The organism is Gymnodinialimonas mytili, assembly GCF_037544085.1.
Classification (GTDB): domain Bacteria; phylum Pseudomonadota; class Alphaproteobacteria; order Rhodobacterales; family Rhodobacteraceae; genus Gymnodinialimonas; species Gymnodinialimonas mytili.
In genome coordinates this window covers 291533-318226 of the sequence record NZ_JBBIFW010000004.1, presented here as the reverse complement: position 1 = coordinate 318226, position 26694 = coordinate 291533, and the positions used below count along the sequence as shown (strand labels likewise).

Annotated in this window: 26 protein-coding genes; 9 read left to right on the top strand and 17 right to left on the bottom strand. The window is 63.0% G+C overall.

The window, feature by feature from the left end; all coding sequences use genetic code 11:
- Window positions 1-363: 363 nt before the first annotated feature.
- Entirely contained in the window at window positions 364-996 is a 633-nt protein-coding gene (locus V8J82_RS17965) for a J domain-containing protein (RefSeq protein WP_339977277.1), read from the bottom strand.
- Between the two features lie 87 nt (window positions 997-1083).
- Between V8J82_RS17965 and V8J82_RS17960 the strand changes: the two genes are divergently transcribed.
- Complete coding sequence (locus tag V8J82_RS17960) at window positions 1084-1341, top strand: BolA family protein (RefSeq protein WP_339977275.1); 258 nt, start codon at window positions 1084-1086, stop codon at window positions 1339-1341.
- On the opposite strand, the gene V8J82_RS17955 is transcribed toward V8J82_RS17960, so the two are convergent.
- A complete protein-coding gene (locus V8J82_RS17955; protein WP_339977273.1) occupies window positions 1303-1719 on the bottom strand; it encodes a DUF4177 domain-containing protein in 417 nt (138 codons plus the stop codon). The two genes, V8J82_RS17960 and V8J82_RS17955, sit on opposite strands and share 39 nt — an antisense overlap.
- Before the next feature lie 384 nt (window positions 1720-2103).
- Entirely contained in the window at window positions 2104-2877 is a 774-nt protein-coding gene (locus tag V8J82_RS17950; RefSeq protein WP_339977271.1) for an ETX/MTX2 family pore-forming toxin, read from the bottom strand.
- 362 nt (window positions 2878-3239) lie between these two features.
- Between V8J82_RS17950 and V8J82_RS17945 the strand changes: the two genes are divergently transcribed.
- Window positions 3240-3692 carry a tautomerase family protein gene (locus V8J82_RS17945; RefSeq protein ID WP_339977269.1) on the top strand — a complete coding sequence of 151 codons (453 nt, stop codon included), beginning with the start codon at window positions 3240-3242 and terminating at the stop codon, window positions 3690-3692.
- An 83-nt stretch (window positions 3693-3775) separates the two neighbouring features.
- On the opposite strand, the gene V8J82_RS17940 is transcribed toward V8J82_RS17945, so the two are convergent.
- The gene (locus tag V8J82_RS17940; protein ID WP_339977267.1) at window positions 3776-4516 is read right to left on the bottom strand and encodes a leishmanolysin-related zinc metalloendopeptidase; all 741 of its coding nucleotides are present in this window, start codon (window positions 4514-4516) and stop codon (window positions 3776-3778) included.
- A gap of 171 nt (window positions 4517-4687) precedes the next feature.
- Window positions 4688-6199 carry an Asp-tRNA(Asn)/Glu-tRNA(Gln) amidotransferase subunit GatB gene (gene gatB / locus V8J82_RS17935; RefSeq protein WP_339977265.1) on the bottom strand — a complete coding sequence of 504 codons (1512 nt, stop codon included), beginning with the start codon at window positions 6197-6199 and terminating at the stop codon, window positions 4688-4690.
- Window positions 6200-6384: 185 nt separating this feature from the next.
- On the opposite strand from gatB, the gene V8J82_RS17930 reads away from it, so the two are divergent.
- Together V8J82_RS17930 and V8J82_RS17925 are read left to right on the top strand one after the other, a co-directional pair.
- Entirely contained in the window at window positions 6385-6507 is a 123-nt protein-coding gene (locus V8J82_RS17930; RefSeq protein WP_339977263.1) for a hypothetical protein, read from the top strand.
- 199 nt (window positions 6508-6706) lie between these two features.
- The gene (locus V8J82_RS17925) at window positions 6707-7267 is read left to right on the top strand and encodes a type 1 glutamine amidotransferase domain-containing protein (protein WP_339977261.1); all 561 of its coding nucleotides are present in this window, start codon (window positions 6707-6709) and stop codon (window positions 7265-7267) included.
- Between the two features lie 56 nt (window positions 7268-7323).
- Here the strand turns inward: V8J82_RS17925 and V8J82_RS17920 are convergent, their stop codons facing one another.
- Window positions 7324-7848: a hypothetical protein gene (locus V8J82_RS17920; RefSeq protein WP_339977259.1), complete on the bottom strand. Its 525-nt coding sequence runs from the start codon at window positions 7846-7848 to the stop codon at window positions 7324-7326.
- A 345-nt stretch (window positions 7849-8193) separates the two neighbouring features.
- Between V8J82_RS17920 and V8J82_RS17915 the strand changes: the two genes are divergently transcribed.
- Both V8J82_RS17915 and V8J82_RS17910 read left to right on the top strand, forming a co-directional pair.
- Complete coding sequence (locus V8J82_RS17915; protein ID WP_339977257.1) at window positions 8194-8805, top strand: transglycosylase SLT domain-containing protein; 612 nt, start codon at window positions 8194-8196, stop codon at window positions 8803-8805.
- Window positions 8806-8830: 25 nt separating this feature from the next.
- Window positions 8831-9733, top strand: coding sequence for a transglycosylase SLT domain-containing protein (locus V8J82_RS17910; RefSeq protein WP_339977255.1), 903 nt, complete (start codon window positions 8831-8833; stop codon window positions 9731-9733).
- Between the two features lie 4 nt (window positions 9734-9737).
- Here the strand turns inward: V8J82_RS17910 and V8J82_RS17905 are convergent, their stop codons facing one another.
- The gene (locus V8J82_RS17905) at window positions 9738-10151 is read right to left on the bottom strand and encodes a hypothetical protein (protein WP_339977252.1); all 414 of its coding nucleotides are present in this window, start codon (window positions 10149-10151) and stop codon (window positions 9738-9740) included.
- Window positions 10152-10350: 199 nt separating this feature from the next.
- Here V8J82_RS17905 and V8J82_RS17900 point away from each other — a divergent pair, with 199 nt between their 5' ends.
- Window positions 10351-11100 carry a heparan-alpha-glucosaminide N-acetyltransferase gene (locus V8J82_RS17900; RefSeq protein ID WP_339977250.1) on the top strand — a complete coding sequence of 250 codons (750 nt, stop codon included), beginning with the start codon at window positions 10351-10353 and terminating at the stop codon, window positions 11098-11100.
- A 13-nt stretch (window positions 11101-11113) separates the two neighbouring features.
- Here V8J82_RS17900 and pepN read toward each other — a convergent pair whose 3' ends face one another.
- On the bottom strand, window positions 11114-13711 hold the full coding sequence (gene pepN, locus V8J82_RS17895) for an aminopeptidase N (protein ID WP_339977249.1): 2598 nt from the start codon (window positions 13709-13711) through the stop codon (window positions 11114-11116).
- 107 nt (window positions 13712-13818) lie between these two features.
- Here pepN and V8J82_RS17890 point away from each other — a divergent pair, with 107 nt between their 5' ends.
- Window positions 13819-15357, top strand: a complete 1539-nt coding sequence (locus V8J82_RS17890) for an FAD-binding domain-containing protein (RefSeq protein ID WP_339977247.1) — start codon at window positions 13819-13821, stop codon at window positions 15355-15357.
- 66 nt (window positions 15358-15423) lie between these two features.
- Here the strand turns inward: V8J82_RS17890 and V8J82_RS17885 are convergent, their stop codons facing one another.
- The 7 genes from V8J82_RS17885 to V8J82_RS17855 all read right to left on the bottom strand — a co-directional run bounded on the left by V8J82_RS17885 (window position 15424) and on the right by V8J82_RS17855 (window position 21331).
- Window positions 15424-16233: an alpha/beta hydrolase gene (locus tag V8J82_RS17885; protein ID WP_339977245.1), complete on the bottom strand. Its 810-nt coding sequence runs from the start codon at window positions 16231-16233 to the stop codon at window positions 15424-15426.
- A gap of 55 nt (window positions 16234-16288) precedes the next feature.
- Entirely contained in the window at window positions 16289-16981 is a 693-nt protein-coding gene (gene lexA / locus V8J82_RS17880; protein WP_339977243.1) for a transcriptional repressor LexA, read from the bottom strand.
- Window positions 16982-17100: 119 nt separating this feature from the next.
- Complete coding sequence (locus V8J82_RS17875) at window positions 17101-18300, bottom strand: molybdopterin molybdotransferase MoeA (protein WP_339977241.1); 1200 nt, start codon at window positions 18298-18300, stop codon at window positions 17101-17103.
- Window positions 18297-18776, bottom strand: coding sequence for a cyclic pyranopterin monophosphate synthase MoaC (gene moaC / locus V8J82_RS17870; protein WP_339977239.1), 480 nt, complete (start codon window positions 18774-18776; stop codon window positions 18297-18299). The genes V8J82_RS17875 and moaC overlap by 4 nt, the downstream gene beginning before the upstream one ends.
- On the bottom strand, window positions 18776-19576 hold the full coding sequence (gene trpC / locus V8J82_RS17865; RefSeq protein ID WP_339977237.1) for an indole-3-glycerol phosphate synthase TrpC: 801 nt from the start codon (window positions 19574-19576) through the stop codon (window positions 18776-18778). The genes moaC and trpC overlap by 1 nt, the downstream gene beginning before the upstream one ends.
- A 139-nt stretch (window positions 19577-19715) precedes the next feature.
- A complete protein-coding gene (gene trpD, locus V8J82_RS17860) occupies window positions 19716-20732 on the bottom strand; it encodes an anthranilate phosphoribosyltransferase (RefSeq protein WP_339977235.1) in 1017 nt (338 codons plus the stop codon).
- Between the two features lie 11 nt (window positions 20733-20743).
- The gene (locus tag V8J82_RS17855) at window positions 20744-21331 is read right to left on the bottom strand and encodes an anthranilate synthase component II (RefSeq protein ID WP_339977233.1); all 588 of its coding nucleotides are present in this window, start codon (window positions 21329-21331) and stop codon (window positions 20744-20746) included.
- Window positions 21332-21545: 214 nt separating this feature from the next.
- On the opposite strand from V8J82_RS17855, the gene V8J82_RS17850 reads away from it, so the two are divergent.
- Window positions 21546-23159, top strand: a complete 1614-nt coding sequence (locus tag V8J82_RS17850) for a divergent polysaccharide deacetylase family protein (RefSeq protein WP_339977231.1) — start codon at window positions 21546-21548, stop codon at window positions 23157-23159.
- A 127-nt stretch (window positions 23160-23286) separates the two neighbouring features.
- Here the strand turns inward: V8J82_RS17850 and trpE are convergent, their stop codons facing one another.
- The gene (trpE, locus tag V8J82_RS17845) at window positions 23287-24795 is read right to left on the bottom strand and encodes an anthranilate synthase component I (protein ID WP_339977229.1); all 1509 of its coding nucleotides are present in this window, start codon (window positions 24793-24795) and stop codon (window positions 23287-23289) included.
- Window positions 24795-26624, bottom strand: coding sequence for a peptidylprolyl isomerase (locus tag V8J82_RS17840; RefSeq protein ID WP_339977227.1), 1830 nt, complete (start codon window positions 26622-26624; stop codon window positions 24795-24797). The genes trpE and V8J82_RS17840 overlap by 1 nt, the downstream gene beginning before the upstream one ends.
- Between the last annotated feature and the right edge of the window lie 70 nt (window positions 26625-26694).

The following is a 26694-nucleotide window of genomic DNA, read 5'->3' as shown; positions in this document are numbered from 1 at the left end:
CGGACGGGAAGGTGCTGCTATAGCTTTCCTTGGCAATGCTAAGCAAATGACCCCAGCGGTACGGGGCCTAACCGCTGTTTTGTTCAGGCAGTGTGACCGGATGCAAATGCGGTTGCCCCGCGTCGAACCGGTCAAGCGCCACATCGTCCTGGATCGCTTTGGGATGGCCGCCCGGCTGGTCGCCGAAAACCCACCAGCCTCCAGGCTGTCATCCGCAATAGTACCGGGCATGTCCGGTAGATCGCGCTTGATCCGATCTTGAACCCAGGTTTGTCATAGATCACCTGGATCCATTCAAAATCAAGGGGTGAGACGCCAACCGATTAGCTTGCACTGTCGACATCGGCAAACTGCGCCACGCATTCAATCTGCGAAGTTGCGGCTGGCCTTGAGTTGATCCCAGGCCCAGACGACCTCTTGCAAGCGGTCTTCGTCGGATCGGTCGCCGCCATTCATATCGGGGTGCAGCACCTTGATCAGGGCTTTATAGGCTTTCCGGATCTCAGGCTTGGTGGCGTTGTCCTGCACTTCCAGGATTTCCACGGCGCGGCGTTCGGTCGGCGGGAGGCGGCGCCCCTTGGAGCCCGCGCCGCGCCCCGGGTTTTGCGTCGCATTCTGGCCCAGCACCTGATGCGGATCGTCAACGCCCAGCCGGGCCCAGGCGCGTTCCTCGGCCGTCTGTTTGAAGGGCTTGGTGGGCCGATCCCAGACGCGGTCACGATCGAGCTGCGCCTCCATCTCGGCCTCGGTGGTGCCTTCGAAGAAGTTCCATTTCAGATTATATTCCCTGACATGGTCACGGCAAAACCAATGGAAATCATCCAGATTGTCGGGGCTTTTGGGCGCACGATACTGGCCGATCTCTTCACAGCCCGGCGCTTCGCACTTACGTTGAGATGTCTCGAACGCGCCAGACATACCGCGCCGTCCCGTGCGGCGCTTTTTCTTATCCGTCGACACGCGGAGATCGAAATTGAACGGGTCTTTCTCGGCCATGTGCTCGCCCTTCTCGACTCGGAGCAGTGAGTTTAGGGTTTTGACGGCTGAGGGGAAGGGATTGACATGCGAAAAGCGGGGGAAAAGATGACGCGCACGCAGAAAATTGAAACAGCCTTGCAGGGTGCCTTCGCGCCGCGGCTGTTGGAGGTCGTCGATGAGAGCGAGGCCCACCGGGGCCATGCGGGCTTTCAGGAGGGCGGCGAAAGCCATTTCCGGATCACGCTCGAAAGCGAGGCTTTTGCCGGGCTCAGCCGTATCGCGCGGCACCGGGCGGTGCATGGCGCGCTGGGGCCTGACCTGATGTCAGAGATCCACGCGCTCGCCCTGACGATTCGGGAATAGCGGCTTGCCGTCCTCCGCGGCGGGGGCGACCCGGCTTTCGCGGGTGGCGCGCAACGCGCTGAAAAGCGGCGACTCCTCGGCATCATCGCGCTCACGCTGCGGCTGAGGTTCGGCCTCGGGGTCCGGCTGAGTTTGAGGCTCGGACGGGGCCGGGGCCGTCTCGGCGGCTGCGACAGGCTCGGGTTCGCGCGTGGCAACAACCGGGGGCTGCATTTGCGGCGCGACATATGGCTCGGTCGGGATTTCACGTTGAAATACCAGCAGGTTGCGGAACGTCGTTGTCTTCGATGTCAACCCGCTGCGCTCTTCCTGTGGAAGGGTATCGGCGCGCAGATACGACCAGCCATCGGCGGCGAGGTCGTTCATCAGATCTTCCATCGCATGGGCGAAGAGCGCAGGGCCCTTCAATCCGCGCTGACGGCGAATCTTTTCGGGGGCGGGGACGACTTTGTATTCGTATTGGGGCATGCCGGGCCTCTCGATTTTGGAGTGGTTATGGCCGGGTCAGGGGGGCGGAGGCAAGGGGTGTGACATGTGTACACCGGTTGTGCACAGTACAAGTATAAGTGATTTGCGCACACCAAGCGGGCTTAGGCAAGTTATGGTGCGATTTGGTTAGAACGGGCCGCGGAACCTTGGCAGATATCCGCGACCGCTCCCGAGGCTCCTTCGGGCGGTGTTTGCTTCCGCCTCGGGTTCCAGAACTCTAAATGTTGTCCTCGGCCCCCAAAAGGGCGGAAGGTGCATCATCTTGGGATCGTCTTATGCGGGTTCGGGTTGGGATTGGAACTCGCGCAGAACCGTTTGGCCGGTTTCGTCTAAGTGCCCACGCGCGAGGACGCGGCCTTTGAAGACGGGGGTGTCATCGAGTTCATATTCATCGACAGTGACAACAAAGTCTTGTCCGATAACCGCATCCAGTCGGCCCTTGGTTTTCACCTGGAAGGTCGTTGGGTGCCAGCCATACCGGTTGATCAGATTCGAGATCTCGTCGGTGACGATGCTACGCGATGATTTGGCTCTCACATAGACTTTGCCGCGCACGACGGCCTTGACCTTGAACGGCGCATTAAAGGTGGCTTCGTTCACGATGAACGAGGTGACGATCTTCCGGCGCGGCGGCACGAAGATGGTGCTCTGATAGCTCCATTTATGGGCTTCGGTTTGGGTTTGAGAGTTGGTCTTTTTGGTGCTGATCCTAATGGAGTTCTTTGTGCCGCCGACAAAGGGGATGTCGGCTTCAAACTCGGTGCCAAGCTCAAGTGCTTTTTCGACGCTGGTGGTGTAGCTTTCGGTCGTGGTCTCTTCGACGGCAAAGACCTGAGAGTTCTGGACCGACGTGTTGTTGATGAATTCGGATCGTTTCAGTGTGATAGGTGTGATGTCGCCGGGCAAAACTTCGCCAAAGGTCAATTCCTGTTCCCGGATGCGCATGTTGGATTTGGACTCTTTCCAAGTATAGGTGCCGAAATGCGGGAAGTTCTTTTCAGAGGCGCGGGCGACGCGGTCACCGACGATTTTGAATGGGTCAGACATAAAATTTCCTTTCATTTACAACAGGGAACAGGCCGTGGCCTGGGGGATCTTCAATGGGGCGGGTGTCGGCGCGGGACTGCGTGACCGACTGTGCTAGGGTTACGCTTGGGAAAGCTGTATTATTCGCGGTGAATTGGAAAAAGCGGACCAAAGCGCCCAATGCTGGGTGGCTGAGCGCCGCGGGCAACCTGAAAGTCCTTGTGGCGTGCCCTGTTTCGCCAGGGCGACCGACCTGCGGCCCACTCGATCCGATGAGAGCGAGGTGTAGAGACGGCGCGCCATACTGAGCCGCAAGCTGCGTTACCCGTGGTGTGAGGGCGCCGAATGTGCAATGGAAAGCCTCGGTCGAATATCGACCTCGCGTGATCGACACGCGCGTATCATTGTCCTGTGTCCACCAACGCAACGCCTGGAGACTGATCTTTTTGCCATTTAATAAACTACACGTGCCGCAAAGCTTGCCCGCCAAAACCTGCCGAGCGATCAACGAGGAACTCCACGAAAGTCTCGTTGAGACATGCGGGGTTAACCCCGATGATCACTTCTGCTTGGTCGCAAGATATCATCCGGATGACATCCTGCTTCATCCAACATTCCTGGGAGAGCGCGATCCGGAGGCGACCATCGTGATCGAGATTGCTTTGCTCGACGGAAGGACGGATGAGCAGAAAGAGGCCCTTTTCAAGGATGTTCGAACCCGTCTCGACTCAATCGGATTCACGGCAGGTAATTCGATCATCTTCCTTTTGGAGAACAATCCGATCGATTGGTCTTTCAGCCCGGCGGGTTCGGTGAAATCCGTTCTGGGCCTATAGCCTGGCGGATTTCATTTCTGCAGAGCCATGCGCGTTGCGGGCGTGGTCAGCGTGAATGCCGTCGGCGCCCTAGAATGGTAGTTCTAATCGAGCATAACCGGTTCAGGGCGGCCCATGCGACAGAGATCGCAGATGCGGACGGCTTCGGTGATGCCCATGCTGGCGAGGTCGCGGAATTCGGGAAGAGTGAAGGGGTCGGCGCGATTGTAGTCGACGCCGTAGCCCATATCTTCGAAGGATGCGAGCGACAGGCGGCTGAGGGGGCGGTCGATGCCGGACAGAAAACCTGTCAACAGCTCATCTCCGAAGACAAGCTCGCGCCAATGCCCCTCGCGCGTCCCGGGGCCGCCGGTATTGGCGATGGGTACACCGCGAGGCGCGTCGGTGCCCGCGAGCGTGCGGTATTCGCGCACGGCGCTTGTGCCGATGAATTCCGGGTTCATCGAACCCGAACCCGAGATGAGGCTGAAGCTGTCCCAGAGCGTGCCGAAGCCCAGCACATGGGCCATTTCGTGCAAGATCACATCGGCGAAACTGCCTTGGCTTTCCAGATTTTCCAGGTCGGCTTCGTCGAATTGCATGATGCCACGGGCGGGCAGGCGGGTGTCGGGGCGCAGATGGGTCGGCCCGGCCTGGCCCAATACGCCGCCGGGTCCGTCGATATCGGTGACGGAGGCTTCGATCAGGATCCCGGTTTCCGGGGTGCCGTTCAGGTCGACCTCCGGGAAGTCGGTATTGAGCACATCGTTCCACTTGGCGGCGGCAGCATCAAAAACCGCGCGGCGGGTATCGGAAAGCGGGGAGCTGTATTCGACGGTAATCATGGCTGGACGGTATCAGCGTGCGGGTGGTCGGCGAAGAGCCCGCGCGTGCGGTCCGGTCAGGTCGGCGAGATTTGACTGGTGATGTCGGGGACGACGCTCGGCTGACGCCATCGCCCCGCCCGCCATCCCGTGTGGAGACAGGCGGATCACCGGGTTGCGGCGGGGTGCCGCTCACTCAGCAAGTTTTTGCGACACAAGCTGATTGACGGCTTTGGGGTTCGCCTTGCCGCCGGTTGCCTTCATCACCTGACCGACAAACCAACCGGCGAGTTTGGGGTTCTGTTTGGCCTTTTCGACCTGATCGGGATTGGCGGCGATGATCTCGTCCACGGCGGCTTCGATGGCGCCGGTATCGGTGACCTGCTTCATGCCCTCGGTTTCCACGATTTCCTCGGGATCGCGGCCGGTTGTGTAGCATATCTCGAACACATCTTTGGCGATTTTGCCGGAGATGGTGTCGGCCTCGATCAGCTTGATCAGCGCGGCAAGCTGAGCGGGCGCGACGGGGCTGTCTTCGATCCCGCGTTCATCTTTCTTAAGACGCCCGAACAGCTCGTTGATCACCCAATTGGCGGCCAGTTTGCCATTGGTATCGGCGGCGACCGCCTCGAAATAGCCGGCGGCATCAAGGTCCGCGGTTAGGACGGACGCGTCGTAATCGGCCAGGCCAAAGTCACCCATGAAGCGCGCCTTTTTGGCATCGGGCAGTTCCGGCAGATGCGCGGCGATATCGTCGACCCAGGCCTGTTCGATTTCCAGCGGCAGCAGGTCGGGGTCGGGGAAATAGCGGTAATCATGCGCCTCTTCCTTGGAGCGCATGGACCGCGTCTCGCCCTTATCTGGATCGTAGAGGCGGGTTTCCTGATCGATTGTCCCGCCGGATTCCAGGATCGCGATCTGGCGCTTGGCTTCGACCTCGATGGCCTGCTGGATGAAGCGTGTGGAGTTCATGTTCTTGATCTCGCACCGCGTGCCAAGATGGCTGAAATCCTGGGTGGCCTGGTATTTCTCATACTGACCCGGCGCGCAGACCGAGACATTGACATCGGCGCGCAGATTGCCGTTCTGCATATTGCCGTCGCAGGTGCCCAGGTAGAGCATGATCTGGCGGAGTTTCAGCAGATAGGCGGCGGCCTCTTCAGGCCCGCGAATATCGGGGCGGCTGACGATCTCCATCAGGGCCACACCGGTGCGGTTGAGGTCTACGAAGGACAGGGCCGGGTCCATGTCGTGGATCGACTTGCCCGCATCCTGTTCCAGATGGATGCGCTCGATGCGGACCATGCGGGCCGTGCCGTCACCCAATTCCACCAGCACTTCGCCTTCGCCCACGATGGGGTGATAAAGCTGGGAGATCTGATAGCCCTGGGGCAGGTCGGGGTAGAAGTAGTTCTTGCGGTCGAAGGCGGAATTCAGGTGGATCTCGGCCTTCAAGCCCAGCCCGGTGCGCACGGCTTGCGCGACGCAAGCCTCATTGATCACCGGTAGCATCCCCGGCATGCCCGCGTCCACGAAGGCAACATTCGAATTGGGCTCGGCCCCGAACGTGGTTGAGGCGCCGGAGAACAGTTTCGCGTTGGTGGCGACCTGGGCGTGCACCTCCATCCCGATCACAAGCTCCCAATCTTGCTTGGCGCCAGCGATCACTTTGGGTTTGGGGGTGTCGTAGGTCAGGTCGAGCATCTTTGGCCTCCGGTTTGAACGCGATAGCGTGTATGGGATGGGCGCGGCTTCGGCAAGAAGAATGGGATGCTGCGAAAGCTATTCGGTGGAAAGAGATCGGTGGCAGAATTGGATTTTGAGCCGTTCTACGATCTGTTGGTCCCGGCGATTGCCACGATCATCGCAGGGGTGCGGCGCGCGAGGCGATGTTGATCTACCCCATGAACCAAGAGGGCTATGCGATCGGGTGGACGATCGCGGCGGCTGAGCGTTTGAACCCGCCGGCCTCATGGGCACGCCACGGCGCGGGCTTTCGATCAGCCTGGTGACGCGTTGGCCCGCGCGCCATGGCGATGGCATCTGAACATGTGAGGCGGCAAAGGGGCTGACGGCGCCCGGGGCTGGACCCGATAGGGCGCCGGAGTTCCGACAGACTTCCAATCGGATTGGAACAGGGCGCGTGGTCAGACGTTGAGCCTGCGATGCCGGACACATTCGTCTGGCGCCGTTTCAGGAAAGGAACACGATATGCCAAATATCAATCACGCCAAGATTTTGATCCTGTCGACCCATGGGTTTGAACAATCCGAACTGGAAGTGCCGCTGCAAAAGCTGCGTGCGACCGGCGCCAATGTCCAGGTTGCCAGCCCGGTGGACGGAGAAATCCGCGGTTGGGACGGCGGCGATTGGGGCGCGTCGATCCCGGTCGATCTGCATTTGGATGACGTGAACCGCTTTGATTACGATGCTCTGGTCCTGCCCGGTGGGCAAATCAACCCCGATATCCTGCGCACGGATGACAAGGCGGTTGCGCTGATCAAGGGCTTTGTGGAGGACGGCAAGATCGTTGCCGCAATCTGCCACGCGCCATGGTTGCTGGTGGAAGCGGGCGTGGTCGAGGGCCGCGAGATGACATCATATCACTCGATCAAGACCGACCTGATCAATGCGGGCGCCAAATGGGAAGACAGCGCGGTGGCAATCTCGAACGGCATCATCACCAGCCGCAACCCCGATGACCTGGAGGCGTTCGTGTCGAAAATCATCGAGGAGGTCGAAGAGGGCCGACATGATCGCGACGCGGCCTGACGCTTCGGGCCAATTACAGAGGGGCGGCGCCGACTTGGGCCGCCCTTTTTTGTGCCTCAACGGCGGAAGATATTGCGCAGATCGTGCAGTGCGTCGCGCTGGCTATCGGTCAACCCGCCCATGGCAAGCGCCACATCATTGATTACGTTGAGCGGCGCATCGAGCCCGTGGGAGCCCGTCAGCGTCATCAGGCGTTTGCCCAGCCGGGTGACGGCGGGTGCGGGACCGTTGCACTCATTGACCATCCAATGGCCCATCACCAACAACTCCTCTGCCTCGACTTTGGAAATCGCGAAATGCGATTGCAGGGCGATCAGGTGTTTGTCGCGGGTTTCATCGGTATGGGCGGCACCCAGTTCCGCAAAGGCGACGGTCAGGCATCCCGCGGCTAATGTGTTGTCGTCGATACAATCGACCGGATGCATATCGTGGCGGCGGCGAAAGCCAAAACGGCGCGCAGCCCCTGCCAAACTGCCCGCCATATCGGCGAGATCATGGGCAACATCCACCGCCACACGGGCGCGATAGAGCCAAAAGACAATGCCGCCAATTAGCGCGGCGAGGCCGATCAAGATAGGCATGTGTGAGGTCCGGTTCAAAGAGAGTTGCGTGAATAGTTTGTGGCTACATCCGCAGCTTGCGGGAGGTCAAATACAATTGGTCCTATCATCGGTTCCGCACTGTCTGCTGGGTCGGGATACGGTACTGTCTGACGGGGTGTTGAACGGCATAGAGCGACGACCTGTCTGCGATGTCTGCCGTCAGTTTACGCAAGGCGACCGCATGCTGCAGGTAAGGGAAACCGGGCAGATGGCAGTTCCATGAGCGGAAAAGGGCTGTTTCCGGTTACGAGAGGGCCGGGGGGCTTGCCTTGGGTATACCGCATCTGAAACAGTGCCGCGTCTGCAATTTGTATGGTTATGTATATGTTTGGATTGATCAGGCGCACCGCCTTGGCGGTGGCGATTCTGTCTGTTGCGGCCTGCGGAGCGGTGGGGGATCTGGGCTTTCCGCGCTTTGGTCAGGCAGAGGCCGACACGGTGCCGGTCATGCGGTGGGATCATCGGCCCGAGGCCGGTGAATGGACCCGGATGGCCTTTACCGCGCTCGACACCCATGCCGCCACATTGCCTGAAATCGTGCCCTCCGACATCGCGCAATGGTGTCCTGCCTATGCCGATGCGCCCGAAGAGGATCGCGAGGCCTTCTGGGTTGGTCTGATGTCTGCCTTGGCGCGCCATGAAAGTACCTGGAACCCGGAGGCCGTGGGTGGCGGTGGACGCTGGTTCGGCCTGGTGCAAATCAGCCCGGCTACGGCGCGCTATTATGGATGCGACGCCACCAGCGGCGCGGCTCTGACCGACGGGTCGGCCAATATCTCATGCGCGATGCGCATCTGGGCGCAGACGGTGCCGCGCGACGGCGTGGTGGCGGCAGGGCGCGGCGGTGTGGCCGCGGATTGGGGGCCATTTGTGCAGGCCCAAAAGCGCGAAGAGATGCGCAATTGGATCTCGTCCCAACCCTATTGCGCAGGCTGATTGATGATCCTGGGGGATCATTAAGATGCCGGCCGGGCGTCGCGTGACTGCCCTCGCGCTGGGCCTATGGGTGGCGGCGATGCAGACGGTGCCGGTTATGGCACAAGCGTCGGATGATGTGGACGTGACCTCTGGCGCGATCGATGCGGATGTGGCGCCCGATATGGTGCCTGACATCGACCCGGCGATCGAGCCGGATCTTCTGCCGGATGAGGCGCTTGTCGCAGCTTTGCCGGTAGCGTTGCAGCGGCCGTACGCACCAGAAGACATGCCTCAAGGAAGCGAACTGGCCCCGGCGCTCAGCCCCCGCCCGACCTTGCGCGATACCTGGGCGGTGCCGACCGCGCGATGGGACAATCACCCGGAGGGCCGGCGCTGGACCACGGCGGTGCTGGCGGCCCTACGGGGGCCCGGCGCGCCCCTTTTGGAGGTGGAGCCGCGTGATATCCGCACCTGGTGCCCCGGCTATCTGAGCGCTGCACCGGCCCAACGCGCGGCATTCTGGACCGGGCTGGTTTCGGTTCTCGCCTGGCATGAGAGCACCCATAACCAAAACGCGGTGGGCGGTGGCGGGCAATGGTTCGGTCTGGTGCAGATCGCGCCGGGCACCGCGCGGTGGCGCAATTGCGACGTGCGCAGCGGGCAGGCCTTGCTGAATGGTCCTGCCAATCTGCGCTGTGGCATCCGGATCATGGCCTTGACCGTCCCGCGCGACGGCGTCGTGTCCGAAGGCATGGAAGGTGTGGCCGCGGATTGGGGGCCGTTCCATTCCAGCCGCAAACGCGAAGAAATGCGGAACTGGGTGCGGCGACAGGATTATTGTCGCCCGCCGACGCGGCCTGTGATGCGACCTGCCGGGTTGGCTCGGGACACGGTCGGGGCGCGGCCAATGCCACGCCCTGAACCACGCGCCTCCGCTGCGCCTTAACCGTTTAAGCGGCGTGGCGCACCGGGATGCCGCGCTGTTCCGCTTCGCGCTTCAAGCCAGCATGATCGGGCAGATTGTCGATCGGCAATTGGATCTCGGTCCCGTCATCGATCATCACGCTGATCCGCTGCAGGGTGCCGCGTTCACGGATCTGCAGGTGCGAAATGCGACTGATCGGGACCTCAAGGTCGTCATATCCCCCCAGGATATGCCAGGACTGATCCGACATTTTGATCCCGTAGGTTGGAACGCGCGTCAATTGCCAGAGGCAAATGGCAAGCGCCGGGATCAGCAGCAGGATCACGTAGCCGGGGACGAGTTGCCACAAAAGGGCGGCGAGGGCGCCCAAGCCGGTGAATGCGATCACGCTGAGGCCTGGTTTGCCGGGACGGGTTGCATATTCGTATGTATCAGCCATGTCAGACAGAAGGCCCGAGAATTGTGCCCAGAATGCGGTGAGCCAGCGGCGGGGTGGCGGCGGATCTGGCACCATTTAAGGGTTTTAGCGATGCTTTAACACTTTTCCCAAGAATAGGGTGGCGGGCGGGCTTATGCATCAGGCGCATTGCCGTGCATTTGCCGATGGACGGCCTGCAAAAGCCCGCTAGGGTGCCGCCATGAGCGAAGCGACCTCGATCCCGCGGCCCCGAACGATGCGTATACCGGCGCTCGATATCGTGCGCAGCCTTGCGCTGTGCATGATGGTTGTGTTTCATTTCGTGTTCGATCTGGAGATGTTCGGCCATGTGCCGCCATCGACCGCGACCACTGGATTTTGGCGTGCGCTGGCGGTGACCACGGCGGGATCGTTTCTGTTCCTGGCGGGGGTCAGCCTCTATCTGGCCCATGGCGAAGGGATCAGATGGCGCGCCTTTGGGCGACGCCTGGCGATCTTGCTGGCGGCGGCCCTGGCGGTGACAATCGGCACCTATCTGGTCTTCCCACAAGCCTTTGTGTTCTTCGGCATCCTACATTCCATCGCGCTGTGTTCGCTGTTGGGCCTCGCAGTGCTGCGCTTGCCCGCGCTTTTGATCGCGGCACTGGCAATTGTGGTGTTCTACGCGCCGGATTATGCGACGTCGGATCTGTTCAATGCGCGGATCTGGTGGTGGACCGGGCTGCAAAACGTCACGCCCACCACGATGGATTACGAGCCGATTTTCCCCTGGTTCGCGCCGTTTCTGGCGGGACTTGCCGCAGCAAAGGCGGCGGCTGCGATGGGCCTCTGGGCGCGATTGGGCAATGATACCCCGCCGCGCACGCTGCGTGTGGTGGCTTGGCCGGGCCAGCACAGCCTGATCATCTATCTGCTGCACCAGCCGGTTCTAATCGGGCTGGTGGGGGGCGTGACTTTCCTGATCCGCTAGCTGCGGGCGGCTGTCAGCCCCGCATCCGCGCGACCATCTCACCCAGATCCCGGCTGAGGTCGCCATGGTCTGCAATCCGCGCGAGTTCCGTTTGGATCAGCGCCTGCCGGTCGGCATCGTAGCGGCGCCACGTCTCGAAAGCGGTGGACATGCGCGCGGCGGTCTGCGGGTTCAGGCTGTCCATCTTGATCAGCCAATCGGCCACGAAGCGGTAGCCCGCACCGGAAGGATCATGGAATGCCGCCGGGCTGGCGATCAGCCCGCCAAGGACCGAGCGGAAGCGGTTGGGGTTTTTCCAATCGAACAGGTTGTGTTGGGTCAGCGCCTCGGCCAGGCCCACGGCGGCGTCTGGCGCGGCCTGGGTAATCTGCACCATGAACCACTTGTCCATCACCAGCCGGTCGCCGGACCATTGGCGCTCGAATGTGGCGGCGATGTCGGGATCGCCCGCATCCAGCAGGGCAGCAAATGCCGCCATCTGGTCGGTCATGTTGGTCGCGTTGTCGTAATGCGCGCGGGCGCGGTCTGCCCCCTCGGCCAAGGTCAGATAGACAAGGCAGGTATTGCACAGGCTACGCTGAGCCGCCTGGGTGGCATCGGGGCTATAGGCGCCCGCCGGGGCCATCGCGTCATATTGGCAGGTCAGTTCCGGGGCCAGCGCCCCGGCCATCGCGGTCTGCATGGCGCGGCGCTTGGTGTGGATCACGCCGGGATCGGGCACGAGCCCCGCATCGACACAGGCCTGCGCCAGATCGTCCTCCGACGGCAGGGCAAGCATCAGCGCCCGAAAGGCCGGATCGACAGACGTATCGCGCAGCACGGTTTCAAGCGTGCTCAGCAATTCCGGAGAGACGGCGCTTTCGCCGCCGATCATCCGCATCAGCTCTTCTCGCATCGCGCTGCGCCCGGCCTCCCACCGATTGAACGGATCGGCATCATCGGACATCAGCGCCAAAAGCTGTCCGAACGAAATCGGCGCATCCAGGATCACTGGCGCCGAGAACCCGCGCAACAGCGACGGCGTGGCATCGGCGGGATGACCCAGATCAGCCATCGGCCAGCTCAGCACCATTTCGGGCGCATCCAGCACGGCAAGGGTTTCGGGCACAATCTCCTTGCCGCTGTCATAGATGGCAAAGAGGATCGGAATCACCATCGGCTCCTTGAGCGGCTGACCGGGCGTTTCGGGCACCGTCTGGCTCAGCCGCAGAACAAAATCGTCGCCCTCTACGCCCCAACGGGCGGTGACAAGCGGGGTGCCCGCCTGGGTGTACCAACGCTTGAACTGGCTCAGATCGCGGACCGAGACCTCTTCGAAACAGGCCAGCCAATCCTCGATCGTGCAGGCCTGGCCGTCATGGCGGTCGAAATAGAGATCGACGCCCGCGCGGTAGGTGTCGGCGCCCAGCAGGATCCGCAGCATCCGAATGACCTCGGCGCCTTTTTCGTAGACCGTCGCGGTGTAGAAATTGTTGATCTCCACATAGCTTTCGGGGCGCACATTATGGGCGAGGGGGCCCGCATCTTCGCGGAACTGCCGCGCGCGCAGTTGCAGCACGTTGCTGATCCGCTCCACCGGTTCGCTGCGCATATTGCCGCTGAATTGCTGATCGCGAAAGACGGTCAGGCCCTCCTTCAGGCAAAGCTGGAACCAATCGCGGCAGGTAATGCGGTTACCGGTCCAATTGTGGAAATATTCATGGGCGACGATGGCCTCGATAAACGCATAATCGCGGTCGGTCGCGGTTTCGGGCGAGGCCAGGACGTATTTGGAGTTGAAGATGTTCAGCCCCTTGTTTTCCATCGCGCCCATGTTGAAATCATCGACCGCGACGATGTTGAACACGTCCAGATCGTATTCGCGGCCATATTCGGTCTCGTCCCAGCACATGGAGCGTTTCAGCGCATCCATCGCATAGGCACATTTGTCCTCATCGCCGGGTCGCACCCAGATGTTGAGCTCCACCGGCTTGCCCGACGCTGTGGTGAAGTGATCCGAATGGGCCACCAGATCGCCCGCCACAAGGGCAAACAGATAGGCCGGTTTGGGATGTGGGTCGTGCCAGCTGCCATGGCCCTGCGGGTTGCCGTTGGACAACAGCACCGGCAGATCGCTGTCGATTGTGACGGTGAAGGGCGCCATTACATCGGGCCGGTCGGGGTAATAGGTGATCTTTCGGAACCCTTCGGCCTCGCATTGGGTGCAATACATACCCTTGGACATGTAAAGCCCCTCCAACGCGGTATTGGCTTCGGGGTTGATCTCGACTTCGCTGGTCAGGCGAAAGGGGCCGTCGGGTATGTCGATGGCGTCGATGCGAATGCCCTGTGCAAAAGGCGGAAGCGCCGGGTCAAGCGGCGCAAAGGCGACCGGGGCTCCGTCGATCTTGAGATGGGGGGTGCCGTCGGCATCCGTCAGCAAGGTCAGGCCTTCGCCCATCAGATCCAGCGGTTGATCCGCCTCCAATGGCGTGATCGTCAGGACTGAAACAACTTTCGTGGCTGTCGGATGCAGGTGAAAGGTCAGGGCCACATCGTCGATCCGAAACGGATAGGGCGTGTAATCGGCCAGCCGGACGGGCTGTGGGGCGGCTGGTGTGGCGTCTTTCATCAAAACTCTCCGGAGGTTGGGCGTGGGCGAAAGCTAGGTCGATGCCACGGGGGCTGCAACCGCACGACGCGCTTGCAGAGACAATCGGGCCTGCTATCTCTTCGCCCATGGCCGATGTTCTTGTTTGGTTCAAACGTGATCTGCGTGTGCAGGACAATCCCGCCTTGGCGCTTGCCGCTGCGCGGGGCGGGTCGGTCTTGCCTGTTTTCATCGTGGAGCCTGAGGCTTGGGCGCAATCCGATGCCAGTGCGCGTCAATGGCGATTTGTGGCCGAAAGCCTCGCCGGGCTACGGACCGACCTTGCCGCCCTGGGGGCGCCTTTGGTGGTCCGGGTCGGTGCGGCAGAGGCTGTCTTGGCCGACCTATGTTCCACCCATGGGCTGACCGAGATCATCAGCCACGAGGAAACCGGCAATTTGTGGAGCTATGGGCGCGACCTTCGTGTTGCGGCTTGGGCGCGTGGCGCCGGGATTACCTGGACCGAGCTGCCGCAGATGGGTGTGGTGCGTCGCCTTAAGGGCCGCGACGGGTGGTCCAAGCTGCGGGATGGCGTGATGCGACAAGACCAGGTGCCGATCCCCGCCGCCCTGTGCGGCCTGCACGCGGATCCGGGCGCGCTTCCCGATGCGCGGGATCTGGGCCTTGCATTCGATCCGTGTCCGGATCGCCAGCACGGGGGGCGGTCCCATGCGCTCAGCCTGCTCGGTGGGTTCCTGACCGAGCGTGGGCAGAGCTACCGCAAGGCCATGTCCTCGCCGCTGGAGGGTGCGACGGCCTGCTCGCGCCTATCGCCGCACCTGGCCTGGGGCACCGTGTCGAGCCGCGAGGCGGTGCACGCGCTGTCGGCGCGGCGCGTCGAGGTGAAAGGCACCCGCGATGGCTGGATCGGATCGCTGCGCAGCTTTGAGGCGCGGCTCGCCTGGCGCGATCATTTCATGCAAAAGCTCGAAGATCAGCCGAGTATCGAAACCCGCTGCCTGCACAGCGCCTATGAGGGTCTGCGCCCGACTGAGCCCGATGCTATACGTCTGGCGGCTTGGGAAACGGGAGACACGGGCATTCCTTTCGTCGATGCCTGCATGCGATCCCTGATCGCGACCGGCTGGCTGAATTTTCGTATGCGCGCCATGCTGATGGCCGTCGCGTCTTACCACCTCTGGCTCGATTGGCGCGTGACCGGGCCGCATCTGGCGCGGATGTTCACCGATTACGAACCCGGCATCCACTGGCCGCAGGTGCAGATGCAATCGGGCACGACGGGGATGAACACGGTGCGGATTTACAACCCGATCAAACAGGGTGGCGATCAGGATCCGACGGGTGCGTTCACCCGCCGCTGGTGCCCCGAATTGCGCGATGTGCCCGATGCGCATCTGCAGACGCCGTGGAATTGGGAGGGCGCGCCGCGCTTGCTCGGCAAACGCTATCCCGCGCCCATCGTCGATGTCGCCAAAGCGGCAAAAGCGGCCCGCGAACGGGTTTGGGCCGTGCGTCGCGGGGATGCCTTCCGGTCGGAGGCTGACAAGATCGTTGAAAGACACGCCAGCCGCAAAGATGGCGGGGCAGGGCGCCACTTCGTCAATGACCGTGCCCCCAAACGACGCGCACGTAAGCAGGATGTGTCGCAACTCGATCTGGGCCTATAGCCGCGATAGCCGGGCCCGATCGGCGTGCCAGTCTTTCAACGGTCCGCTCTTGTCAGGTTTGTCCATCTAGGGCGACAGAACGTCCCGCAGAAATGCGGCCTCTGTCTCCCATGTGCTTTGGATGTAGAGCGCTTCATGCCCCATCCCGTCCAACGTGACAAAGGTCGCATTGTCACCCGCAGCTGCGTACAGCGCGCGCCCAGAGTGATAGGGAATGATCCGGTCCTCGGTGCCATGTTGGATCAGGATCGGCGCGGTGATGGCGCGGATATGGTCGATGCTGCGAAATTGGTCGAACATCAAAAGCCGCACTGGCAGGAATGGATAAAGATCGGCGGCGACGTCGACCGCCGCGCTATAGGGCGCGCCCAGAACAACCGCGCCCACCGGCACGTCAGCGGCGAGTTGCACGGCGATACCCGTCCCAAGGGATTCGCCGATTACGGCGAGGTCTTCGGGGGCCACGCCCGCGCCAATCACCCAATCATAGGCGGTCCGCGCATCTGTCAGCAGGCCGCGTTCGGTGGGGCGCCCGGAGGATCCGCCATAGCCGCGCCAGGATAGAAACGCCACGCCAAAGCCCAGATCGCGATACGCGGCAAACCGGTCGGCGCGAGAGGCAACCTCTCCGCCATTGCCGTGCAGAAACAGGATCGTGGGGTGTCCGGGCGCAGCTGGCGCATACCAAAGCACCACTCTCTCGCCATCGGGCGTCGGCAGATCGTGAACGGACACGCCAGACAGTCCAAGCGTTTCAGGCGGTGGGTTCGCGTTGGACGGAAGATACATCAGGTTACGTTGCAGAAGCACAAACCCCGCAACGATCACCAGATATAGCGCGGCCACACCAGCCGCGCCGATCAGAAGAACGCGCATCTGTCTCGTAAAAACTTGGGTCGAAACCCTAGTCGTGGATCTTCCCGGCGCCGCATCAATAGGTGCGGATCAGGCCGACCAATTTGCCTTGAACGCCAACCTGATCCTCGCGGAACACGCGCGTCTCATAGGCCGGGTTCGCGGCTTCCAACGCGATCATCCCGCCCTTGCGGCGATAGCGTTTCAGCGTGGCTTCTTGGCCCTCGACCAGGGCCACGACGATATCGCCATTATCCGCGCTGTCGCCTTCCTCGATCACAACGATGTCGCCATCATTGATCCCGGCATCGATCATGGAATCGCCTTTGACCTCCAACGCGTAGTGGTTGCGCCCGGTGCCCAGCATTTGCTGGGGCACGGCCACATGGGCGGCGACCTGGGAAATCGCCTCGATCGGCACACCGGCCGCGATTTTGCCCATCACAGGCAGTTCCGTTGCCGCCGCTGCGCTGACAGGCAGCGCGCCTGCAGGCAATCCGCTGGGGCGGTCCGGCGCGTCGCCGTCGATCACCCGTGGCTCGAACCCTTCCATGCCTTCGGGCATTTTCACGATCTCAATGGCGCGGGCGCGATGGGCGAGGCGCCGGATAAAGCCGCGCTCTTCCAGGGCCGTGATCAGCCGGTGGATCCCGGATTTCGACCGCAGATCCAGCGCCTCTTTCATCTCATCGAAAGAGGGCGGTACACCGTCTTTTTGCATCCGCTTGTGGATAAACTCCAGAAGGTCACGCTGCTTTCGCGTCAACATCCCCGTATTCCTCCGTTTGTCCGCCAGGTCCGGCGGCTGTCGCTGCTCGATTTATGGGGGCGCATTCCACACCCGTTCCGGGTATGTTCTATCCATGTTCTACATCATTTGTCAACGAATCAGGTAAACAGACGGTTAAGAGAGACGTAATCGACGACGTCTCCAGCGCGTTTGGGCGCATCTGCCACAGGGCGTACCAGCAGCGCCGAGGCACTCGAAAGCACTGTCAGAAGTGAGCTGTCCTGGCTGCCATAAGGCGTCAGATAGGGCATATCCGTACCCGCCTGCAATTCGGCGCGCATGTAATGCTCTCGCGGGCCGTTTTCGGGCAGATCCACGCCCAGCCGCGCCTTGTGGCGGCTACGCGGCGCGCCTGGCAGGCCCATCATCGCGCGCAGCATCGGCACCAGGAACAACTCGCCGCAGACCATGGCCGAGACCGGATTGCCCGGCAGGCCCAGCAGCGCTGCATCCCCCAAACGCCCTGCCATCAGCGGTTTTCCGGGGCGCATCGCCACCTTGTAGAAGGCACGCTCCAATCCCAGATCCGCCGCGACCTCGCCCACCAGATCGTGGTCGCCCACCGAGGCGCCGCCCACGGTCACGATCAGATCGGCGCCTTTCGCCAGCTCAAAGACCTGGGCGAGCGAGGCGCGTTTGTCGCGGGCGATGGGCAGCAGACGCGCGGTGCCGCCCTCGGCCTCGATCCGCGCCTTGAGGCCGTACGTGTTGGAGGCGATGATCTGATCCGGCGCAGGTACTTCGCCCGGGCTGACCAATTCGTCACCCGTCGCGATCAGCGCCACATCGGGCCGCTTGGCCACCCGCAATTCCGGCGCGTTCATGGCTGCGGCCAGGGCAACATCGGCGGGGCTGAGCCTCCGAGGTGCGGTCAATTGCGCGCCTTCGACAAAATCCGCGCCAGAGGGGCGTACATTCCAGCCCGAGGACAGATGGCGCCCCAGGGTGACCCGGTCGCCGTCGCGCTCGACATCTTCCTGGATCACCACCCGGTCGGTGCCCGCAGGCAGCGGCGCGCCGGTAAAGATCCGCAGGGCCTCACCCGGTCCAATGGTGCCGGGCCAATGGTGGCCCGCCGGCGCCTCACCCACCACGCGCAGGCGACGGCCCGGGATCGCTTCGACATCGCGCAGGGCATAGCCATCCATGGCCGAAGCGCTGAAGGGGGGCTGATCGCGAAACGCGGTGATTGGGGCGGCCAGAACACGGCCCCCCGCTTTGGCAATCGGCACGGTTTCCGTACCCAGAGGCTGAGCCAAGGCCAGGCAGGCGGCAAGGGCATCTTCGACGGAAATCACGTCTGCGCCTCGTAACGACCGGACTTGCCACCCTCTTTGAGCGTCACGCGGATCCCACCGATCTCCATGCCCTTTTCGGCGGCCTTCAACATATCATAGACCGTCAGCGCGGCGGTTGAGACGGCGGTCAGGGCCTCCATCTCAACCCCCGTTTGGCCAGTGGTCTTCACGGTCGCGGTAATGCGCACACCAGGCAGCGCGCGGTCGGGGGTCAGGTCCAGGGCGACTTTGGTGATCGGCAGCGGATGGCAAAGCGGGATGAGCTCGGCGCAGCGCTTCGCCCCCATAATCCCTGCCAGCCGTGCCACGCCCAGAACATCACCCTTTTTCGCACTGCCTTGTTCAACCAAATCAAGGGTTTCCGGCCGCATCTTCACGTAACCTTCGGCCTCAGCAACCCGGTCCGTCACGGCCTTTTGGGACACATCGACCATATGCGCCTGCCCGTCGCCGTCGAAATGCGTCAGCTCCGACATCAGGCGGGCACCGGATCGGCCAGCAGCGCCTGCGTGGCCGCCGCCACGTCGGCCTGGCGCATCAGGCTTTCGCCGATCAGGAAACTGCGCGCGCCGTGCTGCGCCATATCGGCCAGGTCCTCAGGCGCGAAGAGGCCGGATTCAGAGATCACCATCCGCTCGCTTGGCACCCGTGCGGCCAGATCGCGCGTGGTCTGCAGCGAGGTCTCGAACGTGTTGAGATTGCGGTTGTTGATCCCCAGAAGCGGCGAGGTCAGCGCCATGGCGCGATCCAGTTCGGCGCCGTCGTGAACCTCGATTAACGCATCCATGCCCCAATGGCGGGCGGCATCCTCGAGCTCGGCGGCCTGGCCATCCTCGACCGAGGCCATGATGATCAGGATGCAATCGGCACCCCAGGCGCGTGCCTCGGCGACCTGATAGGGATCGTAGAGGAAATCCTTGCGCAGGCAGGGCAGATCGACGGCAGCCCGCGCGCGGCTCAGAAATTCTGGCGCGCCCTGGAAAGAGGGGGTGTCGGTCAGCACGCTCAGACACGTCGCGCCGCCCGACTCATAGGCTTTGGCAAGGGCAGGCGGGTCGAAATCGGCGCGGATCAACCCTTTGGAGGGGCTTGCCTTTTTGATCTCTGCGATCAGGCCATAGCCGTCGGCCTGTGCTGCCCAAAGCGCCTTTGCAAAGCCGCGCACGGGCGGCGCGGCGCGGGCGGCCTCTTCCACTGTCGAGCGGGGGCGCGCAGCCTTTGCGGCGGCCACTTCCTCCAGCTTATAGGCTTTGATCTTGTCGAGTATCGTGCTCATGGCTGTAGGTCTTAGGCGAGGCGCAAAGAGGTGTCGAGGGTGCGTCGGCGGCTCAACGAGGCGCTCCGACGCCGCCGGGCGCGGAAAACGCACGTTTTCCGGCCGTTTTTCGCGCGAAAAACGCGCCCGGTTGCAGCCGTCATGCGGCTGAGGTGACCTGAGCGCAGGTGGTGACGGCGCGCTTGGCCTGGCCGCTATCGATGGCCTCTGCCGCGATCTCGACCCCATCGCGCAGTTCCGTCACGCGCCCCGCAACGATCAACCCGGCGGCGGCGTTCAGCAGGACCGCATCGCGGTAGGCGCCGGGCGCCCCGTCCAGCAACGCGCGCAGGGCCGCGCCGTTTTCCTCGGGCGTGCCGCCCAGAATGTCTTTGAACGGATGCACCGGCAGGCCCGCATCTTCGGGATGCACCTCGCGTGACCGCAGCTTGCCGTCGCGCAGTTCCACCACATTGGTCAGGCCCGTGATGGTGATCTCGTCCGTCCCGTCCGAGCCATGGACCAGCCACGCCGCCTCGGACCCCAATTCTTGCAACGTTTCGGCCATCGGATAGATCAGATCGATCGCAAAGGCGCCGGTCAATTGACGTCTCACGCCTGCCGGATTGGTCAGCGGGCCAAGAATGTTGAAGATCGTTTTGCAGCCCAGTTCCTGACGCACGGGCATGACATGCTTGACGGCGGGATGATGCATTGGCGCCATCATGAACCCGATCCCGGCTTCGCGAAGGGAGGCTTCGACCACATCGGCGCCGACCATGACCTCGATGCCCAATTGCCCCAACACATCCGCCGCGCCGGATTTCGACGACAGGTTGCGGTTGCCGTGTTTGGCGACCGGCACACCAGTGCCCGCCACCACAAAGGCCGCAGCGGTCGAGATGTTCAGCGTGCCCATCCCGTCGCCGCCCGTGCCGACAATATCGATGGCGCCGTCCGGGGCGGCGACCTTCACGCATTTGTCGCGCATGACCTGGGCGGCGGCGGCATATTCGGCCACGGATTCGCCGCGCGCCCGCATCGCCATGATCAGCCCGCCCATCTGCGCCGGCGTGGCCGCGCCCTCGAACATCAGCTCGAACGCCTCCACCGCCTGGGCGCGGCTGAGCGGCCCCTCCGATGCAGCAAAGATGATCGGTTTCATCGCGTCACTCATGGCAAGGTCTTTCAGGCGTCCGCCGTCTGGCGTGTGGTCTTCAGGAAGGTTTCCAGCATCGCGTGCCCATGTTCGGACCGGATGCTTTCGGGGTGAAACTGCACCCCTTCGATGGGCAAGTCGCGGTGGCGCAGCCCCATGATGGTGCCGTCCTCCAGCTCTGCGGTGATCTCAAGACAATCGGGCAAGGTGGCGCGGTTGACGACAAGCGAATGGTAGCGCGTGGCCTTGAGCGGCGCGGGCAGACCCTTGAACACACCGATATTCTTGTGGCGGATCTCGCCCAGCTTGCCATGCACGATGTCCGAATGCTGGGTGATCGTGCCGCCAAAGGCCTCTCCGATGGTCTGATGGCCCAGGCACACACCCAGCAGCGGCATGCCCGCGCCTGCGGCAGCGCGGGTCAGCGGCAGGCAGATCCCGGCGCTTTCGGGATAGCCTGGCCCTGGGCTGAGAACGATACCTTCGGCACCGCTGGCCATGGCCTCCTGGACGGTGATGGCATCATTGCGCACCACCTCGATCTCGGCGCCCAACTCGCCCAGATAATGCACCAGATTGTAGGTGAAGCTGTCGTAATTATCGATCAAAAGCAGCATCTCGCGCAGGCCTTTCCGCCACAGTCGAAAAAAGGGTGAAGGCGTCGCGCGCCCAGGTTATACATGTTTCAAAGCGCTGGCGCGGGGTCAAGGTGGCGCGCCGCAGGATATCGCTGCAAATCAGGCGCGATAGCCGGGCGGCGGTTCAATCCGGCACAGCTCAGAAACAAACCTCGGCGTGATGTACGAGGTCCGAGCAGACGGGAGCGGGGCCATGGGTGGTCTAATCATTGGAATGCTGTGGGGCACTTTGGTGTCGGCGCTGATCTTGGTGGCCCTGTCGCTCAGTTCACCCTTGCCCGAGAGGGCGCAGGAGGTTTTGGCCGAGAGCCCCCAGGTGGTCGACGCGCCTGCTGAACCGGAAGTGGCGCCGGAAGACGATGTGGTCGTGCCCCCCGAGGCCACGCCTGAGGTTGAAAGCCCACCTGAGAGCGCCGATCCACAGGTGCAGCCCGCTGATGAAGAAACCGCGATTCCCGCGACTGAGGTGCCCTTGCCCTCTGGAAGCGAGTTCAACCGCCCGCCGCCCGAACAGGCGGCGATTGTACCCAGCCCGGACGCTGCGCCGCGTCCCGCATTGCCCGAAGCCCCTGTGATCGGTGTGGAAAGCAGCACGCCGCGCTTCGACAACGTGCCACCGCCACAGCCAAATGTCGTGACAGACGCGCCCGATGCCAGCGCGGCTCCCGAAAGCGGTGCCGCGCCCAATGCGCCCACCGGCTTGCGCCTGCCGACCACTGCCGAGGCGCCAAATGCGCCCGCCGTCCCATCGCCCAGTGCCGAGCCCGATATCCGGACCGCGCGTCTTCCCCAGACCACGCCCGCAATCCCGCGACCCGGCGCCGCGCCTGAGGCGCCGCCGGTGGCGCCCGAAAGCCCCCCAAACCTCGCGGAAGAGGAAGAGGAAGAGGAAAGCGTGCGGGCGCCCGAGGCAGAGGATGAGGCGCCGACCGTTCAGGCGCTTCCGCCCGCCGGTTTGCCCGATGCCCCAGCGCCCCTTGAAACTGCGCCAAGCGTCGGATCCGCCGCGCAGATCGGCCCCAATCTGACCCGCCCGAATTCCAGCTTGCCGCAGGTGGGCGGCAACGCGCCTGATCTCAGCGATGCGCCCCTAGAGGCCGAGGTGATCGATGAGCCCGAGGATCCACGCGCCATCGCGCAAAATGCCATGTCGTTTGAGCGCGACGGGCGCCCCTTGATGTCGGTGATCCTGATCGATGAGCCCAATGCGGCGCTGGATCTGGATACGCTGACGCGCTTCACCTTCCCGGTGACCTTCGCGCTGGATTGGTCCGAGCCGGGCGCGAGTGACCGCGCGGCCGCCTATCGCGCTGCTGGGTTTGAGGTGGCGATCCTTGCCAATGGCCTGCCAGACGGGGCGGAGGCGGTCGATGTCGAAGTGGCCTTCGAAGTGGCGCAGCAAAATTTGCCAGAGGCGGTGGCACTGCTCGATACGCAAGACGGGCGGCTGCAATCCAACCGTCCGCTGCTTGACGCGATGATCGCGGCGCTGGCCGATACCGGCCACGGGCTGGTCGCCTTTCCCCAGGGTCTAAATGCGGCGGAACAAACTGCGGCGCGGTCCGGGGTGCCGGGCGCGACCCTGTTCCGCCTGTTGGACGGCGAAGAGGAAGCCGCTCCGCGGATCACGCGCTACCTGTCCCGCGCGGCCTTTGCAGCGGTGCAGGAAGGACATGTGATTGTAGTGGGCCATACCCGGCCCGATACGGTGACGGCGCTGCTGTCCTGGGCGCTGGCCGAACGCTCTGGCAGCGTCCAACTGGCGCCCTTATCGGCCACCTTGCTGTCGGAGGAGGCGCAGCCCTAACCGAATGCGCGGCATTGGCCATCCCGCGCGGGCCGCGCCCGGCGCGCCGGGCCCAACGGGGCGCGTGCCCCGGACGGGGCATGGCGGCCAGGCGGGAGCGCCCAGGGGCCAATCCTGGGCAAAAGCGTTAACTATTGCCGCGCGAGAACAGGCCGGCGTCTTCGGCAGCGGTACGGATGGCGCGGGCCTTGTTCACCGTCTCCTGGAACTCCGCCTCCGGGTCGCTGTCGAACACGACACCGCCCCCGGCCTGCATGTAAAGCGTGCCGTCCTGGACCACGGCAGTCCTCAAGGCGATGCACATATCCATGTCGCCCCCGGCGCTGAAATAGCCGACGCCGCCGCCATAGACACCACGCTTTTCAGGCTCCAACTCGTCGATGATTTCCATCGCGCGGACCTTCGGCGCGCCCGAAACCGTCCCCGCGGGCAGACCGGCCAGCAACGCCGACAGCGCATCATGATCTTCGGACAATTCACCCACCACGTTGGAGACGATATGCATCACGTGGCTGTAGCGTTCGACGATGAATTCCTCGGTCGGGCGCACCGTTCCGATCTTGGACACGCGACCGGTATCGTTGCGGCCCAGATCGAGCAGCATCAGATGCTCGGCCAGTTCCTTTTCGTCGGCCATCAGATCGGCCTCCAAGGCGCGGTCCTCGTCGGGTGTGGCCCCGCGGGGTCGGGTGCCCGCAATGGGCCGGATCGTGACCTCGTTATCGAAGACGCGCACCAGGATCTCGGGGCTGGCGCCGACAATCTGAAACCCGCCGAAATTGAAATAGAACATGAAGGGCGACGGGTTGGTGCGCCGCAACGCGCGGTAGAGCGCAAAGGGCGGCTCGGGGAAATCGACACTCCAGCGCTGCGACGGCACAACCTGAAAGATATCGCCCGCGCGGATATACTCCTTGGCTTTCTCTACCGCCTCCAGATAGCCCTTATGGCTAAAATTCGACACCGGTTCGGCCAGGACTTGGGCCGCGCCCATTTCCCGTGCAGCGACAGCGGGCGCGCGTTCCAGATCACGCAGCGCATCGCCGACGCGCTCAGCTGCCTGTGCATAGGCCGCCTTGGCCGACAGGCCCGAGCTCTGCCAGGCGGGCGCGACAATCGTGACCTCCCCCTTCACGCCATCCAGCACCGCAATCACCGAAGGCCGGATCAACACCGCATCGGGCAGGCCCATCGGGTCGGGGTTCACATCCGGCAAATGCTCGACCAGCCGGATCATGTCATAGCCCAGATAGCCAAACAGACCTGCGGCAGCGGCGGGCAGATCGGCGGGCATGTCGATGGCGCTTTCGGCCAGCAGAGCCCGCAGCGCCGTCAGGGGATCGCCATCGCAGGGCGTAAAGCCATCGCGATCGTAGCGTGCGGCGCGGTTGATCTGACTGGTCTCGCCCCGGCACTCCCAGATCAGATCGGGCTTCATGCCGATGATCGAATAGCGCCCGCGCACCTCACCGCCAGTCACCGATTCAAGGATAAACGCATCGCGGCCCGCATCGGTCAGCTTCAGCATGACCGAGACGGGTGTGTCGAGATCCGCCGCCAATCTTGCATAGACCAATTGGTTTTCGCCCCGATCCCAGGCCGCAGCGAAGGCAGTATACTCGGTCAGGATCGCCATTACGGGAAGGCTGCATTCACGGAGTTGATCACCGCCTCATTGGTCGTGAAGCCAGCCTCGGCTTGCAGCGCCTGACCATAGGCCTCGAAGATGTCGGTCGCGATGGCTTGGTTCAGGGTCTGTTCCAGGATGGTCAGCAAGAACCCCACATCGGGCGCATCACGGGCGGCGGGATTGATCGCATCCAGACGCACGATATGCGCCGCCTCGGCGCCCGGAATCAGAACCACATCGCCAATCTCGGCCATCTGGAACGCCTGCGGCACCGTTGTGGGCGGCAAATCGGGCAGCAGATCCTGGCGGCGGATCCGGCGTTCCTCAATGGTGTCGCCCAGATCCTCCAATGCCGCGCCGGTCGCCAATTGCGAGACCAACTCTTGTCCCCGTGCAGCCAATTCGTCGCGTAGCGCGCTTTGCCGCCAGGCTGCCGCCACCTCTTCGGTGATCTCGTCCAAGGGGGGCACGCTCGGGGGCACAATTTCCATCAATTCCAGCGCGAAGATGCCGCCATCCGACAGGCTGAGCAGTTCGGGGAAATCATTTTCATTGACTGCCTCGGCGGCATCGCGGAAATTGTCATATCCCGCAATCGCCTCCTCCGAGTTGAGGGAATAGTCGATCTCCCCCAACGTGAGCTGCGTATCTGACGCGATGTCCTCCAGCGTGGCGCCCCCGGCCAACAGATCGTCGACCTCTTCTTCCATGGCGGCGATGTCGCGGCGCGCCACCTCCTGGGCCAGTTCCTCGCGCAGATCATCGACGGCGTCTTCGAATGCGATATTGGTCTCCTCAAGCACTGCATTCACCCGGAACAGGGCAGGGCCGAGGGAGGTCTCGACCGGCCCGATGATCTCGCTTTCTGTGTCGCCAAAGATCGCCTCGGCCGCCGCCGCGCTCAGATCGCCGCGGGCGATTTCACCGATATCCACGTCATCCAAGGTCAGGTCACGCTCTTCGACCAGCGTGTCGAAATCGGTCTCTCCGGCCGCGATCGCATCGAAGGCTTCTTGCGCGGCCTCTTCAGTGCCGAAGACCAGCCGTTCCAAAAGACGGCGCTCGGGTTGCGCATAGACATCCTGACGGTCGTCATAAAGCTCGCGCAGTGTCTCTTCGGCGATTTCGACATCGTCGATCAGATCCGACGGTCGCAGCCACACATATTGGATCCGGCGCGCCTCGGGCCGCTCGAACATATCGGGGTTGTCATCATAGAACGCGGCCAGGTCGGCCTCGGTCGGTTCCGGCACGCCCTCGATCAGATCGGCCTCGGTTAGCGTCAGCCGCGTGAAGTCGCGGGTCTCGCCCTGATAGGCGACGATGGCTTCGATCATCATATCGGGGGCGCTGATCCCGCCCACCACTGCGGTCTGCAGCAGCGCGCGGCTGACATCTTCGCGGGTATCTGCCTCGAATTCGCGCGCCGTGGCCCCCTGTTGTTCGAGCACGAATTGATAGGTGTTGCGGTCGAAATTGCCGTCGAGCCCCTGGAACGCCTGCACCTGCGTGATCTGACGCGCGACCTCTTCATCGCCCACCGAGATCCCCATCTCGTCGGCGGCATTGGCCAGGGCGGCGCGTGCGATCAGCCCGGCCAGGATCTGATCATCGACCCCGCGCGCCTGCAGATCAGCAAAGCGCACCGGTTGCCCGCTTTGCGCCACCTGGGCGCGAATTTCATTCTGGACAGCGCGAAAATAGTCCTGGGCCGAGATTTCGACATCGCCCACAGAGCCGACGCGGCCCGACCCGCCGGTGAACGAGTTGATGCCGAAGCCTGCCAGCGAGACGAAGAGCAGACCCATCAGAATCCAGACCAATATGTTCGACATTTTTTTGGTTGCTGCTTTTGCCATGGGAGATTGGCCTCTCTGTCATCACATCGCGCCCGGTCGTAAGGCT

Excerpts from the sequence above, each read along its gene's own strand:
- V8J82_RS17965 (WP_339977277.1), bottom strand. The coding sequence starts at position 996 with ATGGCCGAGAAAGACCCGTTCAATTTCGATCTCCGCGTGTCGACGGAT.
- V8J82_RS17960 (WP_339977275.1), top strand. The coding sequence starts at position 1,084 with ATGACGCGCACGCAGAAAATTGAAACAGCCTTGCAGGGTGCCTTCGCG.
- V8J82_RS17955 (WP_339977273.1), bottom strand. The coding sequence starts at position 1,719 with ATGGAAGATCTGATGAACGACCTCGCCGCCGATGGCTGGTCGTATCTG.
- V8J82_RS17950 (WP_339977271.1), bottom strand. The coding sequence starts at position 2,877 with ATGTCTGACCCATTCAAAATCGTCGGTGACCGCGTCGCCCGCGCCTCT.
- V8J82_RS17940 (WP_339977267.1), bottom strand. The coding sequence starts at position 4,516 with ATGATTACCGTCGAATACAGCTCCCCGCTTTCCGATACCCGCCGCGCG.
- gatB (WP_339977265.1), bottom strand. The coding sequence starts at position 6,199 with ATGCTCGACCTGACCTACGACACCCCCAAACCCAAAGTGATCGCTGGC.
- V8J82_RS17930 (WP_339977263.1), top strand. The coding sequence starts at position 6,385 with ATGTTGATCTACCCCATGAACCAAGAGGGCTATGCGATCGGGTGGACG.
- V8J82_RS17925 (WP_339977261.1), top strand. The coding sequence starts at position 6,707 with ATGCCAAATATCAATCACGCCAAGATTTTGATCCTGTCGACCCATGGG.
- V8J82_RS17920 (WP_339977259.1), bottom strand. The coding sequence starts at position 7,848 with ATGCCTATCTTGATCGGCCTCGCCGCGCTAATTGGCGGCATTGTCTTT.
- V8J82_RS17915 (WP_339977257.1), top strand. The coding sequence starts at position 8,194 with ATGTTTGGATTGATCAGGCGCACCGCCTTGGCGGTGGCGATTCTGTCT.
- V8J82_RS17910 (WP_339977255.1), top strand. The coding sequence starts at position 8,831 with ATGCCGGCCGGGCGTCGCGTGACTGCCCTCGCGCTGGGCCTATGGGTG.
- V8J82_RS17905 (WP_339977252.1), bottom strand. The coding sequence starts at position 10,151 with ATGGCTGATACATACGAATATGCAACCCGTCCCGGCAAACCAGGCCTC.
- V8J82_RS17900 (WP_339977250.1), top strand. The coding sequence starts at position 10,351 with ATGAGCGAAGCGACCTCGATCCCGCGGCCCCGAACGATGCGTATACCG.
- pepN (WP_339977249.1), bottom strand. The coding sequence starts at position 13,711 with ATGAAAGACGCCACACCAGCCGCCCCACAGCCCGTCCGGCTGGCCGAT.
- V8J82_RS17890 (WP_339977247.1), top strand. The coding sequence starts at position 13,819 with ATGGCCGATGTTCTTGTTTGGTTCAAACGTGATCTGCGTGTGCAGGAC.
- V8J82_RS17885 (WP_339977245.1), bottom strand. The coding sequence starts at position 16,233 with ATGCGCGTTCTTCTGATCGGCGCGGCTGGTGTGGCCGCGCTATATCTG.
- lexA (WP_339977243.1), bottom strand. The coding sequence starts at position 16,981 with ATGTTGACGCGAAAGCAGCGTGACCTTCTGGAGTTTATCCACAAGCGG.
- moaC (WP_339977239.1), bottom strand. The coding sequence starts at position 18,776 with ATGTCGGAGCTGACGCATTTCGACGGCGACGGGCAGGCGCATATGGTC.
- trpC (WP_339977237.1), bottom strand. The coding sequence starts at position 19,576 with ATGAGCACGATACTCGACAAGATCAAAGCCTATAAGCTGGAGGAAGTG.
- trpD (WP_339977235.1), bottom strand. The coding sequence starts at position 20,732 with ATGAGTGACGCGATGAAACCGATCATCTTTGCTGCATCGGAGGGGCCG.
- V8J82_RS17855 (WP_339977233.1), bottom strand. The coding sequence starts at position 21,331 with ATGCTGCTTTTGATCGATAATTACGACAGCTTCACCTACAATCTGGTG.
- V8J82_RS17850 (WP_339977231.1), top strand. The coding sequence starts at position 21,546 with ATGGGTGGTCTAATCATTGGAATGCTGTGGGGCACTTTGGTGTCGGCG.
- trpE (WP_339977229.1), bottom strand. The coding sequence starts at position 24,795 with ATGGCGATCCTGACCGAGTATACTGCCTTCGCTGCGGCCTGGGATCGG.
- V8J82_RS17840 (WP_339977227.1), bottom strand. The coding sequence starts at position 26,624 with ATGTCGAACATATTGGTCTGGATTCTGATGGGTCTGCTCTTCGTCTCG.